This window comes from Maricaulis sp., from assembly GCF_017642925.1.
Taxonomy (GTDB): Bacteria; Pseudomonadota; Alphaproteobacteria; order Caulobacterales; family Maricaulaceae; genus Maricaulis.
Genome location: NZ_JAEPOL010000005.1, coordinates 21,472 through 39,295 on the forward strand (window position 1 = coordinate 21,472; position 17,824 = coordinate 39,295).

General features: G+C 66.5%; 17 protein-coding genes. 8 read left to right on the forward strand and 9 right to left on the reverse strand.

Annotated elements, in window-relative coordinates; translation table 11 throughout:
- The first annotated feature begins 44 nt into the window (after positions 1–44).
- Positions 45–1,925 (forward strand): ABC-F family ATP-binding cassette domain-containing protein, encoded by a 1,881-nt coding sequence (locus JJ918_RS05280; protein ID WP_291884237.1) that lies wholly within the window; start codon positions 45–47, stop codon positions 1,923–1,925.
- Between the two features lie 170 nt (positions 1,926–2,095).
- Positions 2,096–2,404, forward strand: a complete 309-nt coding sequence (locus JJ918_RS05285) for a hypothetical protein (protein ID WP_291884239.1) — start codon at positions 2,096–2,098, stop codon at positions 2,402–2,404.
- A gap of 15 nt (positions 2,405–2,419) precedes the next feature.
- Here JJ918_RS05285 and JJ918_RS05290 read toward each other — a convergent pair whose 3' ends face one another.
- The 5 genes from JJ918_RS05290 to JJ918_RS05310 form a co-directional block, all read right to left on the reverse strand.
- Positions 2,420–3,100 carry a hypothetical protein gene (locus tag JJ918_RS05290; RefSeq protein ID WP_291884240.1) on the reverse strand — a complete coding sequence of 227 codons (681 nt, stop codon included), beginning with the start codon at positions 3,098–3,100 and terminating at the stop codon, positions 2,420–2,422.
- Positions 3,101–3,167: 67 nt separating this feature from the next.
- Entirely contained in the window at positions 3,168–3,560 is a 393-nt protein-coding gene (locus JJ918_RS05295; protein ID WP_291884243.1) for an I78 family peptidase inhibitor, read from the reverse strand.
- A 19-nt stretch (positions 3,561–3,579) separates the two neighbouring features.
- The gene (locus JJ918_RS05300; RefSeq protein ID WP_291884245.1) at positions 3,580–3,909 is read right to left on the reverse strand and encodes an I78 family peptidase inhibitor; all 330 of its coding nucleotides are present in this window, start codon (positions 3,907–3,909) and stop codon (positions 3,580–3,582) included.
- Positions 3,906–4,358 (reverse strand): DNA polymerase III subunit chi, encoded by a 453-nt coding sequence (locus JJ918_RS05305; RefSeq protein WP_291884248.1) that lies wholly within the window; start codon positions 4,356–4,358, stop codon positions 3,906–3,908. Before JJ918_RS05305 ends, JJ918_RS05300 begins: the two co-directional genes overlap by 4 nt.
- 254 nt (positions 4,359–4,612) lie before the next feature.
- Positions 4,613–6,097: a leucyl aminopeptidase gene (locus JJ918_RS05310; RefSeq protein WP_291884251.1), complete on the reverse strand. Its 1,485-nt coding sequence runs from the start codon at positions 6,095–6,097 to the stop codon at positions 4,613–4,615.
- Between the two features lie 123 nt (positions 6,098–6,220).
- On the opposite strand from JJ918_RS05310, the gene lptF reads away from it, so the two are divergent.
- From lptF to rsmA, 6 genes are all read left to right on the forward strand, one after another.
- Positions 6,221–7,360: an LPS export ABC transporter permease LptF gene (gene lptF / locus JJ918_RS05315; protein WP_291884253.1), complete on the forward strand. Its 1,140-nt coding sequence runs from the start codon at positions 6,221–6,223 to the stop codon at positions 7,358–7,360.
- Positions 7,357–8,454 carry an LptF/LptG family permease gene (locus JJ918_RS05320; RefSeq protein ID WP_291884256.1) on the forward strand — a complete coding sequence of 366 codons (1,098 nt, stop codon included), beginning with the start codon at positions 7,357–7,359 and terminating at the stop codon, positions 8,452–8,454. The genes lptF and JJ918_RS05320 overlap by 4 nt, the downstream gene beginning before the upstream one ends.
- A gap of 84 nt (positions 8,455–8,538) precedes the next feature.
- Positions 8,539–10,731, forward strand: coding sequence for an LPS assembly protein LptD (locus tag JJ918_RS05325; protein ID WP_291884259.1), 2,193 nt, complete (start codon positions 8,539–8,541; stop codon positions 10,729–10,731).
- 69 nt (positions 10,732–10,800) lie between these two features.
- Entirely contained in the window at positions 10,801–12,078 is a 1,278-nt protein-coding gene (locus JJ918_RS05330) for a peptidylprolyl isomerase (RefSeq protein WP_291884262.1), read from the forward strand.
- Entirely contained in the window at positions 12,078–13,085 is a 1,008-nt protein-coding gene (gene pdxA, locus JJ918_RS05335; protein ID WP_291884265.1) for a 4-hydroxythreonine-4-phosphate dehydrogenase PdxA, read from the forward strand. Before JJ918_RS05330 ends, pdxA begins: the two co-directional genes overlap by 1 nt.
- Positions 13,082–13,939, forward strand: coding sequence for a 16S rRNA (adenine(1518)-N(6)/adenine(1519)-N(6))-dimethyltransferase RsmA (gene rsmA / locus JJ918_RS05340; protein WP_291884267.1), 858 nt, complete (start codon positions 13,082–13,084; stop codon positions 13,937–13,939). Before pdxA ends, rsmA begins: the two co-directional genes overlap by 4 nt.
- Positions 13,940–13,943: 4 nt before the next feature.
- Here rsmA and gmk read toward each other — a convergent pair whose 3' ends face one another.
- From gmk to fabF, 4 genes are read right to left on the reverse strand one after another with little or no spacing between them, the layout of a single operon-like run.
- The gene (gmk, locus tag JJ918_RS05345; protein WP_291884270.1) at positions 13,944–14,603 is read right to left on the reverse strand and encodes a guanylate kinase; all 660 of its coding nucleotides are present in this window, start codon (positions 14,601–14,603) and stop codon (positions 13,944–13,946) included.
- Positions 14,593–15,468, reverse strand: coding sequence for a YicC/YloC family endoribonuclease (locus JJ918_RS05350; RefSeq protein WP_291884271.1), 876 nt, complete (start codon positions 15,466–15,468; stop codon positions 14,593–14,595). The genes gmk and JJ918_RS05350 overlap by 11 nt, the downstream gene beginning before the upstream one ends.
- Positions 15,468–16,511, reverse strand: a complete 1,044-nt coding sequence (mltG, locus tag JJ918_RS05355) for an endolytic transglycosylase MltG (protein ID WP_291884272.1) — start codon at positions 16,509–16,511, stop codon at positions 15,468–15,470. The genes JJ918_RS05350 and mltG overlap by 1 nt, the downstream gene beginning before the upstream one ends.
- Before the next feature lie 20 nt (positions 16,512–16,531).
- On the reverse strand, positions 16,532–17,815 hold the full coding sequence (gene fabF, locus JJ918_RS05360) for a beta-ketoacyl-ACP synthase II (RefSeq protein WP_291884273.1): 1,284 nt from the start codon (positions 17,813–17,815) through the stop codon (positions 16,532–16,534).
- Positions 17,816–17,824: the final 9 nt, after the last annotated feature.

The following is a 17,824-nucleotide window of genomic DNA, read 5'->3' on the forward strand; positions in this document are numbered from 1 at the left end:
TTTCCGGATTGATCGGTTCGCCGCTCCGCGCTAACGGCCTTCCCATGTTGCACATCAATGACCTCACCTATCGCATCGAAGGCCGGATGCTGTTCGACCAGGCGACGCTCTTCCTGCCGGCCAAGGCCAAGATGGGTCTGGTCGGGCGGAACGGTACGGGCAAGTCGACCCTGTTCCGGCTGATCCGCGGCGAAGCCGTCGCGGAAAGCGGCGATGTGCGTGTGCAAAAAGGCGTACGCGTCGGCTCGGTCGCCCAGGAAGCGCCCGGCGGCGAGGAAACGCTGATGGACGTGGTGCTGGCCGCCGATAGCGAGCGCGCCGCCCTGCTCGCCGAAGCGGAAACGGCGACGGATCCCGACCGGATCGCCGAGATCCAGACACGGCTGGCCGATATCGAGTCGCACACGGCGGAGGCCCGCGCCGGCTCGATCCTGTCGGGTCTGGGCTTTACCGGCGAGGAACAGCAGCGCCCCTGCCGCGAATTCTCCGGCGGCTGGCGCATGCGCGTCGCGCTGGCAGCCACCCTGTTCGCCCGCCCCGATCTCCTCCTGCTCGACGAGCCGACCAATTATCTCGACCTGGAAGGCGTGATGTGGCTGCAGAGCTATCTGAAAACCTTCCCCGGCGCCGCCCTGGTGATCTCGCACGACCGCGACCTCCTGAACGGCGCGATGCAGAAGATCGCCCACCTGAAACAGGGCAAGCTGTCCGTCTATGAAGGCGGCTATGATGATTTCGAAAAGGCGCTGGCCGAGAAACAGCGCCTGCAGATGAAGCTGGTGGAAAAGCAGGAGGCCGAGCGCCGCCACCTGCAAAGCTTTGTCGACCGGTTCAAGGCCAAGGCCTCGAAGGCGAAACAGGCCCAGTCGCGGGTGAAGCGGCTGGAGAAGATGCAGGTTGTCGCCACCCAGGTGGAAGACCCGGTCGCCCCCTTCGACTTCCCCAATCCGCAGCGCCGCATGGCGCCGCCCATCGTGCGCATGCTGGACGTGTCGGTGGGCTATGAGCCGGGCAAGCCGGTGCTGCGCGATATCAGCCTGAATATCGACACCGAGGACCGGATCGGCATTCTCGGCCGCAATGGCGCGGGCAAGTCGACCCTGGCCAAATTGCTCAATGACCGGCTGGAACCGCTCTCGGGCCATCTGAGAAAACACAAGAAGCTGGAGATCGCCTTCTTCGCCCAGCACCAGATCGACGATCTGTCGCCGGACATGTCGGCCTATCAGCACGTGATCGAACTGATGGAGGACGCCACCGAGGCCCAGCGCCGCGCGCGCCTGGCCCGGTTCGGCCTGCCCGGCGACCGCCAGGAAACGCCGGCAAAAAACCTCTCCGGCGGCGAGAAGGCGCGCCTCCTGTTCAACCTGATCACGTTCGGCGGCCCGCACCTGCTCATCCTCGACGAGCCGACCAACCACCTGGACATGGACAGCCGCGCCGAGCTGATCAACGCCATCAATGCCTATGAGGGCGCCGTGGTGCTGATCACCCACGACCGCCACATCATCGAAAGCTGTGTCGACCGGCTCTGGGTGGTCGGCGACGGCACGGTGACGCCCTATGACGACGATATCGAGACCTATCGCCAGTCCCTGCTGGGCCGCGTCGCCCGCGACGCCCGGGGCAAGAAGCCTGCGCCGGCCGACGAGAAGTCGCAGCGCCGCCGCGACAAGGCCTCGCTGCGCGAGACGCTGAAACCGCTGAAGGCCGCTGCCGCCCGCTGGGAAAAGGAAGCCGAACGCCTGCGCGGCGTGATCGAGATCATCGACAAGGGCCTCGCCGCCCCCGGCCTCTACGAAAAAGACCCCAAGACCGCCACCGAACTCCAGATCAAGCGGGCCAAAGCCGTCGACCTCCTCGACACCGCCGAACTCAACTGGCTGGAAGCCGCCGAAGCGCTGGAGACGGCACAGGCGGAGTAGCGCTCGCGCTAACCCCTTGTTGCGCCAGACATCTATCCGGTTAATCGATCCTTAAGGGTCGATTTATACAATATTACCCGAAATCAGCCGAGGTGCCTGTCGAGCCCCGTGAACGGTGAACCGGTCTGCGTGAGCGGACGGGGCGGCGTGTGCCGGGCGGGAGGTGCGGCATGAAGATCGATCCGCCGGTTGCGGCCCCGATCTCGCTGGCCCAGGTGCGCAAGATGCGCGCGCGCACGCATCCGCGCGGCGGCGATTTCCGCCAGGAAGTGCCCACCCATGCGCCCGAAGTGATGCATGTCGATGCGCTGGCCCCGGCCGATCCGGACAGCCATGAGCCGCCGGAATTCGACGATGTCGAGATCACGCGCGACGATGCGCTGGAAACCGCCCGCGACATCGCCCACGAACTCGCCGCCCTCACCCTGCCCATCGCCAACTGGCAGGCCACACGGGTGCACCACCTGTTTCATCCGTAAGAGCCGGAGCGCGCCCTAGTCCGGCATGTTGGCCGGGTCGAAGAAGAGGGCGAGCACGATGGCGGCGAGCGTGACCGGTTCGCGCAGCGTGTCGTCCTCGCCGGGCAGATACATGCGCGACTGCATCACGCCGTAATCCATGCCGCCGACATCCACGCCGTCATGCCGGATGACATAGCCCGGCACGCGGCCGGACGGGAAGGCCATGCCGGACAGGCGCTGGGTCTCGAAAGTCAACGTGGTGCCGTTGTGATGGAATTCGCCGGCGCGCTCATTACGCCCCATACCCATCAGGCCGCGCCGCTGCAGCGCCAGCTCGAAACGGCTGTCCAGCGCTTCGCCATTGCGGGTGAAGCTGCACGAATAGACGAGGTCCTGCCTGTCGAAGGTGATCCAGGCCAGGCGCAGCTCGCTCTCCCCGCCGGAACAGGAAATCTCCAGCGGCACCTCGCCGAAACTGCCGCCGGTCACGGTGAGGTCGGCGCGGGTGCGGCGGCGTTCGGAGACGCCGAACAGGTTGCGATAGGAGCCCATGCCCGACCAGGTGCCGCCCAGCTCGTCCGCCTGCCAGCGGTTCTGGCCGTCCTGCCGGCTGTAGCGGATTTCGACTTCCTCGGTGCGCCCGGTGATCGGCGTGTCGTCGGCCTGCGCGCCCATCAGGGCTGCCGACGCAATCAGTGTGTGAAGCAAAGCCATGATATCCCCCCGGTCCTGGCCAGGAGGATCATAGCGCCGCGGCTCACGGGTTCAAAGCCGGCCCGGATCAGCCGCAGGCCATGCTTTCGACGATGTCGCTTTCATTGACGCGAATGGTCAGCCGGTCGGGGCGGTAGTCCATCGTCACCGGCGTGTTCGGGCCCACAACGCGGTAGTTTTCCGGCATGGCATTGCGCGGGACATTGACCCGCGGTTCGCCGACAAAGTGCTGCAGGTCTTCCATACCGCAATCGCCGGTGATCGGCGGGCGTACGGGATTGGCATCGACATCGCCGGCATCTTCCAGCGGCGGCAGGGCCGGCGCGGCGTTGCCTGTGTCTGCCGACGGGGTCTCGGCGATCTCGGGATAGGGTGCGGGGGCCGGTGTTTCACCGCCGCGGGTTGTCAGGGCACAGCCCGCCACAAAACAGGCAATCAGCAGGGAAAGACGGGTTTTCATCGCACGCTACTCGACCGGATCAGCCACACCAGGGCCGTAGAATGACGCCCGATTCGGCCAGGTCAAGGTTGAGGCGCGACGGGCGATAGTCCTCGGTGATGGCGGTGTCGGGATAAATCAGGCGGACATGGCCGGACAGGCTGGCCAGATCGACCTCCTCGACCTGCTGGCCGACGAGATAGCCCATCTGGGCGGCCCCGCAGGGGCTGGTGTCCGGCGCAGCGGCATCGCTATCCCCGTCCACATCCGGCGGCGGCAGGGCCGGGCCGGACGGGCCCATCCCGCTGCCCCCGCTGGAACAGGCGGTAACGGCCAGGGCGGCGAGCGCGGCGAGGAGTGCGTGTTTCATGCCTTCTTCTCCCATCTGCCCTCGGGCGACTGGCGCCAGTAGGACACGGTGCGTCCGTCGGCGGCCGCCTTCTTCCAGAGCGCGCGGGCGTCCTGGACCGAGGCCTCGTCATGCCCGTCGAACATGACGATCATCCGTTCGAAACCGTCCGGATTCTCCGGTTCGGCTCCGTCGAGCAGGAAAAGGCACTGGGCGCCGTTGGGATTGGCTTCGTCCTCGGCCAGCAGGATGGGCTGTCGCGCTTCCTGCCCCGCCCCCGCCTGGCCGTGCGGCGTGAAACTGTCGTCTCGCCAGCTCCACAGCCACTGGTCCAGGGCTTCCAGACGCCGCGCGTCCGGCGAACGCACCAGCGCCCGCCAGCCCCGCGCGAGGGTCTTTTCCAGCAGTTCGGGAAGAACGTCTTCCAGGGCGGAACGTTCCAGATGGTAGAACCAGAGTTCGCCGCTCATCGCCCTCTCCTGCATCTGAACCCGGGGTCCAGTGGACAGTATAACAATGCCGGTGTCATCCCGGCCCCCCGCTTACGCGGGCGCAAGCTTCTGGCCCGCACAGGCGGGCAGCAGGGCCGGGACCCATAACCGCCGGACCTGGGAAAGCGTGGCTCCGCTGCCGGCGTCAGCTGGTCAAAGTGCGGGCGTACAGGTCCCGGACTTCCGCCCGGCACAAGGCCGGGCATCCATCCGGGATGACATGAAAGCCGGGCCTAGCCCTCGTGATTGTCGCGCACGAAGCGGTCGAGGATGCGCACGCCCCAGCCGGTGCCCCAGCTCGGCTGGCGCGGATCGTCCTTCGGGCTCATGCCGCCCATCGCCGTGCCGGCAATGTCGATATGGCACCACGGGCGCTCATTGACGAAGCATTTGAGGAATTCCGCGGCCGAGATCGAGCCGGCCAGGCGGCCTTCGCCGACATTTTTGATGTCGGCATTCTTGGTCTCGATGTGCTTTTCGTAGTCCGGGCCCAGCGGCATCCGCCACACCGGCTCGTCGCTGTCATTGCCCGCCTTGGACAGGTGATCGGCGATCTCGTCGGAATTGGTGAAAATGCCGGCGCGGGTATTGCCCAGCGCGATCAGCATGGCGCCGGTCAGGGTCGCCAGGTCGATGATCAGCTTCGGCTTGAACCGGTCCTGGGAATACCAGAGCACATCGGCCAGCACGAGACGGCCTTCCGCATCGGTGTTGAGGATCTCGATCGTCTGGCCGGACATGGAGGTGACGATATCGCCCGGACGCTGGGCATTGCCGTCGGGCATGTTCTCGACCAGGCCGACAATGCCGATGGCATTGACGTTCGCCTTGCGGCCGGCGAGCGCGCGCATCAGGCCGACCACGGCGGCCGAACCGCCCATGTCGCCGCGCATCTCGTCCATGCCGGCACCCGGCTTCAGCGAGATACCGCCACTGTCGAAGGTCAGGCCCTTGCCGACGAAGAGCAGCGGCGCATCGCCCTCCTTGCCGCCATTCCATTTCATGATGGCGATCTTGCTCTCGAACTCTGACCCCTGGCCGACCCCCAGAAGCGCGCCCATGCCCAGCTCGGTCATGTGGACTTCGTCGAGGATCTCGATCTCGAGACCGAATTCGGCCAGGCCCTCGATCTTCTTGGCGTAGGTTTCCGGGTTCAGCACGTTCGGCGGCAGATTGGTGACATCGCGCGCCAGGTCGACCCCGTCGGCCACAGCGCCCCAGCTTGCCCATTCCGCGTCAGCCGCAGACGTGTCGTCGACCACGATGGAGACGGTCTCCAGCGAGGGCTTCTGGTCGTCCTTAAGCTTGGTGCGGAACTGGTCGTAGCGATAGGCCGCCAGACGGGCACCCAGCGCAGCGCGGGCCGCGCCTTCCGCATCGGTCTCGCCATTGAGCGCGACGGCGACTTTCGTCTCGCCGCTGCTCAGCAGCAGTTTGGCCACGGCCGCACCGGCCTTTTCCAGCGTCGAGGCCGAGCGCTTGTCCTTCTCGCCCAGGCCGAACAGCACGATACGGCTGTTCTCGACACCCGACGGCGCGACGATTTCGAGCGTCTGGCCCGGCTTGCCGGAGAAACGCGAAGCCGCCACGGCCCGCTTCACGGCACCCGAGGTCGCGCCGTCCAGCGTCTCGGCAGCAGCCGACAGGCTCGCACCGTCATAGACCGGCACGGCGATCGCTCCGGATGTGCTGGCGGCAGCGGCGAATTCGATTTTCATGGCTTCCCTCTCCGGTGTGGCGAAGGCCCGGACATGTCATCCGGGCGCAAAAACATATGTCGCGGAAGTGGTATCCGATCACGACGTGAGATAGAAGGCGGATCGCGCAGCACAAGCCGGATCATGATTCTCGTTCAGCGGTATTTCTTCAAGCAATTGCTCTGGCCCTTCCTGACCGCGGTCGGGGCCTTCGCTGCACTGGCGCTGCTGACGCAGTCGCTGTCGAATGTCGATCTGGTCTCCGGCTATTCGGAAACTGCACTGACCTTCATCAAGATCACGCTGCTGGCGCTGCCGCATCTGACCGCCCTTCTGGTCCCGCTCGCGCTGTTCGTCGCCGTCCTGTCGACGCTGAACCGGCTGTCCGGCGACAGCGAGCTGGTGGTGACGCAGGCCTCGGGTCTCGGCCGGTTCGGCATGATCACGCCGGTGCTGCGCCTGGCGGTCTATGTGATGATCGCCAATCTCGCCTTCAATCTCTTCCTGCAGCCGGTTTCCTATCGCGAAATGCGCCGCTCGCTGCACGAACTGCGCTCGGACGTCGCCGCCAGCCTGATCACACCCGGCGCCTTCACCCAGCTGGGCGACGGGGTGACCATCTATGCCCGCGACCGCGACCGGTCCGGCCGCATGCAGGACATCCTGATCGACGATACCCGCGGCGAGGAACAGTCGACCCTGACCGCGCGCGAAGGCGTGGTGGTGCGCACCGACGACCGCTCCGTCATGGTGCTGATCGACGGCAATCGCCAGCAGATCGACGAGGCCGGCGAGCTGTTCTACGGCTCCTTCGACCGCACCGAATTCGATCTCGGCGAGTTCATCGGCCCGGTCGACGCCATGTTCTTCAAGGAAAGCGACCGCTTCCTGCACGAGCTGATCTGGCCCGATGCCGGCACGATCGCGCGCACCGGCGGTCCCGAACGGGCCTGGGCCGAGGCGCACTACCGCCTGTCCGCGCCGCTCTACAACATCGCCTTCGCGCTGATCGCCGCAGCCGCCTTCCTGGCCGGCGATCACTCGCGCATGGGCCATTCGCGGCGCGTGATGATCGCCGTGGCGGCCGGCATGACGATGCGCCTGGTCGGCTTCGGCGTGCAGTCGGCCAGCGCCGACGACAGCGCGATGAATGCCATGCAGTACATCATTCCGCTGGCCGGTATTGCCGGGGCCATCGCCGTGATCTACTGGCCCGCGCGCCGCCGGCCCAAACACCCGCCCGCCGAGACGGCCTCCCTCGCGGGTGCGGAGGTGACGGCATGACCGGCGGCCGTCTCAATCGCTACATGCTGACCCAGACGCTGAGCGGGCTGGGCCTCGCTCTGCTGACCATCACCACGGTGATCGTGCTGGTCGATTTCGTCGAACAATCCCGCGCCATCGGCACGCGGGTCGATGTGTCGACGCTCGACCTTCTGGGCCTGACTCTCCTGAAGACGCCGCTGCTGCTGGAAACCACCCTGCCCTTCATCTTCCTGTTCGGCATCCTGACTTCGCTCTTCCGCCTGAACCGCCGCTCCGAACTGATCGTGATGCGCGCCTCGGGCATGTCGGCCTGGCGGATCCTGACGGCGCCGATGCTGTTTGCCGTCGTGGCCGGCGTGATCGGCGCGACGGCGCTCAACCCGCTGGCGGCCGCCGGCAATGCCGAATTCCAGCGCCGCCGCGATGCGCTGATGAATGTGCGCCAGACGCCGGGTGTGGAAGAGCCGGTCTGGCTGCGCGAGACCACGGCCGACGGCTTCACGGTGATCTCGGCCATGGCGCTGGAGGAGAACCGCCGGGAAGTCCGGCGCCCGACCTTCTATCACTTCTCGCTGAACGATGAGGGCGTGCCCAGTCTGGAGCGCCGGATCGACGGGGCGACTGCGCAGCTGATGGACGGGTTCTGGGAGGTCTCCGGCGCGATCGAGCGCATTCCCAATGAAAGCGCGCTGGAACTGGGCATGATCACCCTGCCCACCCAGATCAACCGCCAGGCCCTGTTCGAACGGGCCCGCTCGCCGCAGGGCGTGTCCTTCTGGGACCTGCCGGGCCTGATTGCCACGGCGCGCGATGCCGGCCTGGCGACCGCGCGCTACGAGCTGCGCTGGCACGGCCTGCTGGCCCTGCCCCTGACACTGCTGGCGGCAACGCTGATCGCTGCTGCCGCAACACTGCGCCTGCACCGGCTGGGCGGAGCGGCCGCCTTTGCGCTGGTCGGCGGGCTGGCCGGCTTCGTGATGTTCTTCTTCCAGGAAGTCCTCAGCTCCTTCGGGGCGACGGGCGCCCTGCCGCCGCTGACGGCCGCCTGGGCCGCACCGGCGATCACTGCGCTGATGGCGCTGACCTATATCGCGTCGACCGAAGACGGCTGACGGCATGGACGCGGGCGGCGGGTTCGGCTAGTCAGGTTCGATCCGTTCGGCCGGGGTTCGGGACAGATCAAGGGGATGACGCGCATGGCGTCACAGGTTCGCCGCCTCGCGGCAGTTTTGTTGAGCACGACGGCGCTGGCGATGGCAGCTCCTGCCCAGGCGCTGGCGCAGACGCCGGAACCGTCGGACCCGCCCATCTACCTGGAAGCCGACCGGATCGACGATCTCGCCGAGGGCGGATACGTCGCGCGCGGAAATGTGCGTGTGCGCCAGCAGGACCGCACCCTGATGGCGGACGAGCTGGAATACCACCCCGAAAGCAATCGCGTGATCGCCCGCGGTCATGTTGTGATCATCGGCCAGGGCCCCTACCCGCAATATGCCGACGAGGTCGAGCTCGATTCGGCCCTGTCCTCGGGTATTGCGCTGGGCTTTGCATCCAGGCTGGAACGTAATGGCCGCGTTGCGGCCGCCTCGGCGATCCGCGACGAGAATGCCTCGATGACGCTGCGCGATGCCTATTATACGGCGTGCGAACTGTGCGAGAACGGCGAAGGCAATCCGACCTGGCGCCTGCGGGCCCGCCAGGTGCACCAGAATGCCGAAGAGCAGATGATCTATTACCGCGATGCGCGGCTGGAAGTTCTCGGCGTGCCGGTGCTCTACGCCCCGGTCTTTGCGCATGCCGACCCGTCGTCGGAGCGGCGCTCGGGCTTTCTCTTCCCCAAGATCGGCGTCTCCTCGCGGCTCGGTTTCGTCTATCAGCAGCCCTATTACTGGTCGCTGTCGCCATCGCAGGACATCGTCATCGCGCCGCGCGTGATGACCAATGTGAACCCGCTGCTCTACACCGAATACCGCAAGCGCTTCTGGTCGGGCTTTACCGAATTCGAGGCCAGCCTGACGCGCGAAGCGGAAATCGACAGCGATGGCGAACGCTTCGGCGAGGAAGAGTGGCGCTGGCATGTGTTCGGCGGCGGCCGGTTCGAGATCAACGAAGACTGGCGCTGGGGTTTCGGCATCCAGCGTGCCTCGGACGACCTTCATCTGCGCCGCTATGATTTTTCCGAACGCGCCAAGGATCTGGGTCAGCCGATCGAGGCGGTGAACCGGCAGCTGGTCAGCCAGCTCTTCGTGGAAAACCGGACCCGGCACCGCTACGGGTCGGTGCTGGCGGCGACCTATCAATCGCTGCGGACCAACGTCAATGACGACACCCTGCCGGATCTGGCGCCGCAGATCGATGTGACACAGATCGTCGATGCGCCCGATGGCTGGGGGCGCGTTTCGCTGAACGGCAATGTGGTGCATCTGACCCGCGAAGCCGGCTCGGACTACACGCGAGGCAGCGCAACGGCCGACTGGCGCACGCGCTGGATCGCCCCCGGCGGCGTGGTGGTCGAGCCCTTCGCGCTGGGCCGTGTAGACTATTACAACCTTGCCGACCTGCCAGTGGCGGCCGGCCAGGACGACACCGACAATTTCACACGCGCACTCGGCCTCGTGGGCACGGAATTCAGCTGGCCCTTTTATCGTGCAGGCGAACAGGTGGACTGGATCATAGAGCCGGTCCTGTCGCTGGTCGCCGCGTCCGACGATCCGGAGCGCACCCGCATTCTCAACGAGGACACGCTGTCGACCGATCTGGACGAGAGCATGCTGTTCGAGCCGGTCCGTGCGTCCGGCTATGATATCTGGGAAGAAGGCACGCGAGCCAGCTACGGCCTTCGTGCCACCGCCTTCTGGGGCGAAACCGGCCGCTTCCGCGCCTTCGCCGGCCGCAGCGAGCGTCTGGACGGGGATCCCGCCTTCGGCCCGACCAGCGGACTGTTCGAAGAAAGCTCCGACTATGTCGTTGCCGGCGAAATCGACATTGCCCAGTTCTCCGCCGAGATCCAGACCCGCCTCGACACGGACGATTACGACGTCAACACCTTGCAGATCTCGACACGCTACAGCGGCGACCGGTTCAGGGCCATGCTGGGATATCTGGACACCAGCGACGACGCTGCCACCCGCGGGCCGCAGCGTGAACTGCGCGCCGATTTTCTGGTGCGCCTGACCGACCGCTGGAGTGCAGTGGCCCGCATGACCCGCGACATCGACCTCGATCTCTCGCGCCGCGAGGAGACCGGCTTCATGTATCGTGACGAGTGCACCCAGTTCGAGATTGTCTATCAGCGCGAGAATCTGGGAATCGAGAGCCTGGGCCCCTCGGAATCGATCCAGTTCCGGATTACCCTCTTCACCCTGGGCAGCCTGGATCCCGAACAGTAACGGTGTCCCGTGATTGCGCCCCTGCCGAGTTTGAGTAATGTTCCGCGCCGAACCGAAATGCGATTGCTTATGACCGCCAAGAACCTCGTTTTCGCCCTGTTTGCCGCTCTGACGGTGTTGCCTGCCATGGTGCTTGCCGGTGGTGCACACGCCCAGACGACGGAGGGGGTTGCTGCGCTCGTCAATGACGAACCGATCACCACGGTCGATGTGCGCAACCGGATGCGTCTGATCATCTCGACCTCCCGCATGTCGCAAATCGACGAGCAGACGCTGGCGCGGGTGCAGGACGAAGCCCTGCGCGGCCTGGTCGACGAGCACCTGCAGATGCAGGCAGCGCGGGAGTATGAAATCGAGATCGAGGACGCGGAGATCAATAACGCCCTTCTCGACCTTGCCAGCCGCAACAATGCGACGATCGACGAAATCCTGGCCGATCTGCAAAATTCGGGCATCGATGCCTCGACCCTGCGCAGCCAGATCGAAGCGGAAATCGCCTGGCAGATCCTGGTCAATGGCCGCTATGGCTCGCGCATCCGGATTTCCGAACAACAGATCGAGCTGGCACTGGACCGTCTGGTCGCCAGCGCCTCCCAGCCGCAATTCTACATCTACGAGATGTTCTTCGAGGTGCGCCGTCCTGGTCAGGAGCAGGCCACGCTGCAACGCGTGATCGCAGTCATGAACCAGCTGCAGCAGGGCGCATCCTTCCCGGAACTGGCACGGCAGTTTTCCGATGCGAGCTCGGCCGCCGCCAATGGCGAGATCGGCTGGGTCGCCCTGTCCGAACTGCAGCCGGAAGTCGCCGCCATCATGCCGCAGATGCGCCGGCAGTTCGAACAGTCCGGTGGCCGTGGCGCCCTGTCCAATCCTGTCCAGGTGCCGGGTGGCTTCATGGTCATTGCACTGGTCTCCGTGCGCGACGGCACGACCTCGCTACAATACGATCTCGTCCAGATCACCGTCCCCCAGAGTGCCGCGAGCGACGACACACGCAATCGCCTTGAGCGCGCGCTTCGGGACAATCCGCAATGTGAGGCCAGCGAAGCCATTGCCGAGCGGATCGACGGTGCCATCCACACGCCGCTCGGCAGTATCGGTGCCGATGCCATGCGCGACGAGATCCGCCAGGCGCTGGAGCCGCTCGATGCCGGCGAGAACACCGGAGTGATCGATACACCGGCCGGCCTGACAGCGCTGATCGTCTGCGACCGCGCCATCACCGGCCCCGGCGTTCCCAGCCGCGACGATGTTGAATCGCAGCTGCGCGGTCAGCAATTGTCGCTGCTCTCGCGCCGCTGGCTGCGCGATCTGCGCCGCGACGCGACCATCGAGATCCGCGAGTGATGACACCGCGCTCACCCATCGTCGTTTCGATGGGTGATCCGGCCGGGATCGGCCCCGAGATCATCCTGAAGGCCCGCAAAGAGCTGGGCACATCCATTCCGCTGCTCGCCCTTGGCGATCCGGGGGTTTTCGCCGGCACCGCTGCCCGCCTCGGCCTTCCGGGGCCGGCTATTGTCGATGCACCGGACGCCCCGCTTCCGGCAGACCGCCTCGCCGTTCTCGCTACACCGCACACCTGTTCCGGGCCGGTCACGCCCGGCCAGCCCGATGCAGCGCATGCGCGCGCGGTCACATCCGCAATCGAGACCGGCGTAGCCCTGTGCCGCGACGGCAAGGCCTCGGCCCTGGTGACCGCGCCGATCTCCAAGGCCGTGCTCTACGAGGCCGGCTTCAGCTTTCCCGGTCACACCGAATATCTCGCCGAACTGACCGCCGAGGCGCCCGTCGAGGGCCCGCGCGGCCCCGCCATGATGCTGTCCGGCGGCGGACTGCGCGTGGTGCTGGCGACCATCCACCTCTCCCTGCGTGACGCCCTCGTGGCGCTGACGGCCGAGCGGATCGCCAGGATTGCCCGTCTGACCCATCACGCCCTCATCCGCGATTTCGGGATTGCCGCTCCGCGGCTGGCCCTCGCGGGTCTCAACCCGCATGCAGGCGAAGGCGGGGCGCTGGGCCGCGAGGAAATCGAGATCGTCAATCCGGCCGCCGCCGCCCTGCGCGCCGAGGGAATCGACATCACCGACGCCCTGCCGCCGGACACGATGTTTCATGCCGAGGCGCGGGCGCAGTACGACGCCGCCGTCTGCCTCTATCACGATCAGGGGCTGATCCCGGTGAAGACGCTGGATTTCCATGGCGGGGTGAACATCACGCTGGGCCTGCCCATCGTGCGGACCTCGCCGGATCACGGCACCGCCTTCGCGATTGCCGGTCAGGGCGTGGCGCGTCCCGACAGCCTGATCGCGGCGATCCGCCAGGCCGCAGAGATAGCGGAGCACCGCGGATGAGCCTCGACGCCCTGCCCCCGCTGCGCGATGTCATCGCCGCCCATGGTCTGGGTGCCAACAAGGCGTTCGGCCAGCACTTCCTGCTGGATCTCAACCTGACCGGCAAGATCGCCAGCCTGGCCGGCGACATGTCGGCGGCCCACGCCGTCGAGATCGGGCCCGGGCCTGGCGGCTTGACCCGCGCCATCCTGACCGCGGGCGCAAAAACCCTGACCGTGATCGAGAAGGACAGCCGCTTCCTGGGCGCGCTGGGCGAGATCGGTACGGCCAGTGGCGGCCGTCTCGACATCATCGAGGCCGATGCGCTGAAGGTCGACGAGGATGCCAGCCTGCCGCGTGACGGCGCGCGGATCATCCTGTCCAACCTGCCCTATAATGTCGGCACGCTGTTGCTGATCAAATGGCTCGAAGCGGAGCCGGTCTGGTGGTCGCGCGCGGTGCTGATGTTCCAGCGCGAAGTCGCCGACCGCGTCGTCGCGGCGCCGGGCACGAAGGCCTATGGCCGTCTCGCCGTGATCTCCCAGGCGCGCTGTGACGTCCGTATGGGGCTGAAAGTGCCCGCACGGGCCTTCACTCCGCCGCCCAAGGTGGACAGCGCTGTCGTGGTGCTGGATCCGCTGCCGGAGGACAAGCGCTTCGCCGATGTCGAGGCGCTGGGCATTGTCACCGCCTCGGCCTTTGGCCAGCGCCGCAAGACGCTGCGCCGCAGCCTGGCCCAGGCCGCCGGACAGACAGGCGCGAGCGCGGAAGACCTGCTCACTGCAGCCGGTATCGATCCGGGTGCAAGGGCGGAAACGGTGGATGTGGCCGGGTTCCGGCGGCTGGCCGAGGCCTGGCGCGCCGCAAAGGGCTGAGCCCCTATTCCTCGTCCATAATCGCGTCGACGAAATCGTCGAGCCAGGGATGGCGGGTGCGCTTGAGGCGTTCGGCGTGCAGGATCAGGCTGAGCTTTTCCAGTGCGCGGGCGAAGTCGTCATTGACGATGATGTAGTCGTATTCGTGCCAGTGCGAGATCTCGTCCTTGGCGCGGTCCATGCGGCCCTTGATGATCTCCGGCGTATCCTGGCCACGCTTGCGCAGACGCTCTTCCAGCAGCGCCAGCGAGGGCGGCAGGATGAAGACCCGCACAGTGTCTTCCGGTGCCTGTTCGGCGATCGCGCGGGCGCCCTGCCAGTCGATGTCGAAGACCACGTCGCGGCCCTCTTCCACGGCATCCATGACCGGTGTCTTCGGCGTGCCGTAATAGCGGCCGAAGACTTCCGCCCATTCGAAGAACTCGCCGTTCGCGGCCTTCGCCTTGAAGTCGTCGACGGACATGAAGTGATAGTCCTGACCGTCGGCCTCGCCGGGACGCGGATCGCGGGTCGTTGCCGAGACGGACAGAATGACATCGGGATTCTGGCTAATCAGGCGCTTGGACAGCGTCGTCTTGCCCGCGCCCGACGGGCTGGACAGCGCCAGAAGAACACCCCGGCGGCGGCCGCGGAAAATCGGTCCGGAATGGCCGTCACTCGACATTCTGTACCTGCTCCCTGAACTGATCGACGGCGTTCTTGATCGCCAAGCCGATCTGCGTGAGTGAAGAATCGGAAGACTTGGAGCATAGAGTGTTCGCTTCGCGATTAAACTCCTGCGACAGGAAGTCCAGCTTGCGGCCGGTCGGCGAGCCGGCCGCCAGAAGCTCGCGTGCCGAGGCGATATGCGCCTCCAGACGGTCCAGCTCCTCGCGGACATCCATCTTCACGGCGAGCGCGGCGGCTTCCTGGGCCAGCCGGTCCTCCGGCAGATCGCCCTCGATCAGCTCGGCAAACTTGGCCGCCAGCCGGTCGCGGATCGTTTCGATGCGCACGGCGGCGCTCGCAGCGGCTTCACGGGTCAGCTGTTCGATCGTGTCGATATGGCCGCTCAGCACGGTCTCGAGCGAACGGCCTTCATCATGGCGGGCCGCCTGAAGCGCATCGAGTGCATCCGCCAGCCCCGCCAGCAGGGCCGAGTCCAGCGCCGGGTCTGCGGTCTGGTCCTGCGGACCGCCCAGCGAACCGGCGAGCGCCACCAGCCCCTCGAAACTCGGCTTGGCGATCACGCCGCGCTCGACATAGGGGGCCGCGGCCGCCAGCAGGGCGTCGATCCGGGCGGTGTCGATATCCAGTCCGGAACCGGACGCATCGCGCTTGAGGGTCAGGGTCGCCTGCACATTGCCGCGCGTGAAGCGCGCCTTGGCGAGATCGCGCGCCTTGGCTTCCAGACGGTCATGGCCGGGCGGAAAACGGAAACGGGCCTCCAGCCCCTTGCCGTTGACGCTGCGCGCCTCCCAGGTCCAGCACCAGTCGCCCGTCACGCCTTCGCAGCGGGCAAATCCCGTCATGCCGGAGAGCACGCCCATCACCGCCCCCCGTTCGAGCGGCGCTCGCGCTCGATCCGGCGCCATTGCGCGACATTGCGCAGGTGCTGGGCATAGGTGTCGGCGAAGACATGGCCGCCCGTACCGTCGGCGACGAAGAAGAGCGCGCTGGTCTCGGCCGGATTGAGCACGGCGGCCAGGGATTCGCGCCCCGGATTGGCGATCGGCGTCGGCGGCAGGCCGGCGATCTGGTAGGTGTTCCAGGCGTTTCCGGTATTGTCGATTTCCGACCGGCGCAGGCCGCGGCCCAGCGGCTCGCCCTGCGAGATACCGTAAATGATGGTCGGATCGCTCTCCAGCCGCATGCCGCGCCGCATCCGGTTGACGAAGACGGAGGCCACTTCGGGCCGTTCGGACGCGATACCCGTCTCCTTTTCCACGACCGAGGCCAGGATGATCGCCTCCTCGCGCGTATCGAAGGGCAGATTCTCCGCGCGGGCCGGCCACAGCTCGTCGAGCAGCGCTGTCTGGGCGGCGGCCATGCGGTCGATGACGTCCTGACGCGGCGTGCCGCGGGTGACCAGATAGGTCTCCGGCAAAAGCGTGCCTTCAGCCGGAATCTCGGCGATCTCGCCGGTCAGGACCTCGACCTCGTTGAGCACGGCGACGATCATCGCGCTGGTCAGCCCTTCCGCGAAGGTGACGGGATGCTGCACCGTCTGGCCGGAGCGCAGGAGTTCGTAGATCTGGGCCATGGAGGCCCCGGCGGGGATGCGGTACTCGCCGGCTCGCAGCGCCCTGTCGCCCTCGTCCAGAGTGACGGCAATGCGGAAGATGCGTCGATCGGTGATCACACCCTCGTCTTCCAGCTGCTGGGCGATGCGGATCAGCCCGGCGCCGCGCGGCAGGAGAACAACGGTCTCCTCGGCAGCCGGACCCGGCTCCGCGAACTCGGCCTCAAGCCATTTATAGCCGCCATAGAGCGCGCCCAGCGCACCGAGCGCCAGCACGATGAGAACCACCAGCAATCCGATAAAGAATTTCGCCAGCCCGTTCCCGGACTTCGGCGCAGGCGTCTCGCTCATTCACATTTCCCCGACAGGCGTCACTCTGCGGCGACGAATACCACGGACGCGTTGGTCCCGCCGAATCCGAAAGAGTTCGACAGGGCGGCGCGGACCGGCTTTTTCACGGCGGCCTTGGGCGCCAGATTGATCGCGGTCTGAACCGACGGATTGTCCAGGTTCAGCGTGGGCGGACAGACCCCGTCGCGGATCGCCAGGATCGAGAAGATCGACTCGACCGCGCCGGCCGCGCCCAGGAGGTGGCCGATCGCCGATTTGGTCGATGACATGACCAGCCCGTCGGCGCTGTCGCCGAACAGGCGTTCGACGGCCCGCAGCTCGATCTCGTCGCCCAGGGGCGTCGAGGTGCCGTGCGCGTTGACATAGTCGATATCGCCCGGCTCCAGCCCGGCATCCTTCAGCGCGGCGGACATGGAGCGGAAACCGCCATCGCCATCCTCGGCCGGGGCCGTGATGTGATAGGCATCGCCGGACAGGCCATAGCCCTTCACTTCGGCGTAGATTTTCGCGCCGCGCGCCTTTGCGTGCTCATAGTCTTCCAGCACCACAATGCCGGCCCCCTCGCCCATGACGAAACCGTCGCGGTCGGCGTCATAGGGGCGCGAAGCCTTTTCCGGCGTGTCGTTGAAACCTGTGGAAAGCGCCTTGCAGGCGACGAAGCCGGCAATGCCCAGACGGCACACGGCGGCTTCGGCACCGCCGGCCACCATCACATCGGCATCGCCGCGGGCGACCAGGCGGGCCGCATCGCCGATGGCGTGGGCGCCGGTCGAACAGGCCGTCACCACGGCGTGGTTCGGACCTTTCAGGCCATGACGGATCGACACCTGGCCGGAGACCAGATTGATCAGCATGGCAGGAATGATGAAGGGAGAGAGGCGCCGGGGCCCCTTCTCGTGCAGATCGACCGAGGCCTGGTAGGTGGTCTCCAGACCGCCGATCCCCGACCCGATCATGACGCCGGTGCGCTGCTTTTCGTCTTCCGTCCCGGGTGTCCAGCCGCTGTCGGCAATCGCCTCGTCGGCGGCGGCAATCCCGTAGAGGATGAAATCGTCGACCCGGCGCCGGTCGCGGGCGCTCAGGACGTCGTCGGGATTGAACACCCCGGCATCGCCCTCGCGGCCGCCGCCGCGTCCGTCGCTGCGTGGAACAAGTCCGGCGATCCGGCAGGCCAGATCATCCGTTTCGAAATGTTCGATCGGACCCAGCCCCGACTGACCGGCGAGAAGACGTTCCCAAACGACTTCCCGCCCGCAGCCCAGCGGCGTGACGAGCCCGATACCTGTGACAACGACGCGACGCATGAAGGGGTC

Coding starts and splice junctions, on each gene's coding strand:
- JJ918_RS05285 (WP_291884239.1), top strand. CDS start 2,096: ATGAAGATCGATCCGCCGGTTGCGGCCCCGATCTCGCTGGCCCAGGTG.
- gmk (WP_291884270.1), bottom strand. CDS start 14,603: ATGTCGAGTGACGGCCATTCCGGACCGATTTTCCGCGGCCGCCGCCGG.
- JJ918_RS05320 (WP_291884256.1), top strand. CDS start 7,357: ATGACCGGCGGCCGTCTCAATCGCTACATGCTGACCCAGACGCTGAGC.
- JJ918_RS05310 (WP_291884251.1), bottom strand. CDS start 6,097: ATGAAAATCGAATTCGCCGCTGCCGCCAGCACATCCGGAGCGATCGCC.
- mltG (WP_291884272.1), bottom strand. CDS start 16,511: ATGAGCGAGACGCCTGCGCCGAAGTCCGGGAACGGGCTGGCGAAATTC.
- JJ918_RS05350 (WP_291884271.1), bottom strand. CDS start 15,468: ATGGGCGTGCTCTCCGGCATGACGGGATTTGCCCGCTGCGAAGGCGTG.
- fabF (WP_291884273.1), bottom strand. CDS start 17,815: ATGCGTCGCGTCGTTGTCACAGGTATCGGGCTCGTCACGCCGCTGGGC.
- JJ918_RS05295 (WP_291884243.1), bottom strand. CDS start 3,560: ATGAAAACCCGTCTTTCCCTGCTGATTGCCTGTTTTGTGGCGGGCTGT.
- JJ918_RS05305 (WP_291884248.1), bottom strand. CDS start 4,358: ATGAGCGGCGAACTCTGGTTCTACCATCTGGAACGTTCCGCCCTGGAA.
- JJ918_RS05325 (WP_291884259.1), top strand. CDS start 8,539: ATGGCGTCACAGGTTCGCCGCCTCGCGGCAGTTTTGTTGAGCACGACG.
- JJ918_RS05300 (WP_291884245.1), bottom strand. CDS start 3,909: ATGAAACACGCACTCCTCGCCGCGCTCGCCGCCCTGGCCGTTACCGCC.
- rsmA (WP_291884267.1), top strand. CDS start 13,082: ATGAGCCTCGACGCCCTGCCCCCGCTGCGCGATGTCATCGCCGCCCAT.
- JJ918_RS05290 (WP_291884240.1), bottom strand. CDS start 3,100: ATGGCTTTGCTTCACACACTGATTGCGTCGGCAGCCCTGATGGGCGCG.
- pdxA (WP_291884265.1), top strand. CDS start 12,078: ATGACACCGCGCTCACCCATCGTCGTTTCGATGGGTGATCCGGCCGGG.
- JJ918_RS05330 (WP_291884262.1), top strand. CDS start 10,801: ATGACCGCCAAGAACCTCGTTTTCGCCCTGTTTGCCGCTCTGACGGTG.
- lptF (WP_291884253.1), top strand. CDS start 6,221: ATGATTCTCGTTCAGCGGTATTTCTTCAAGCAATTGCTCTGGCCCTTC.
- JJ918_RS05280 (WP_291884237.1), top strand. CDS start 45: ATGTTGCACATCAATGACCTCACCTATCGCATCGAAGGCCGGATGCTG.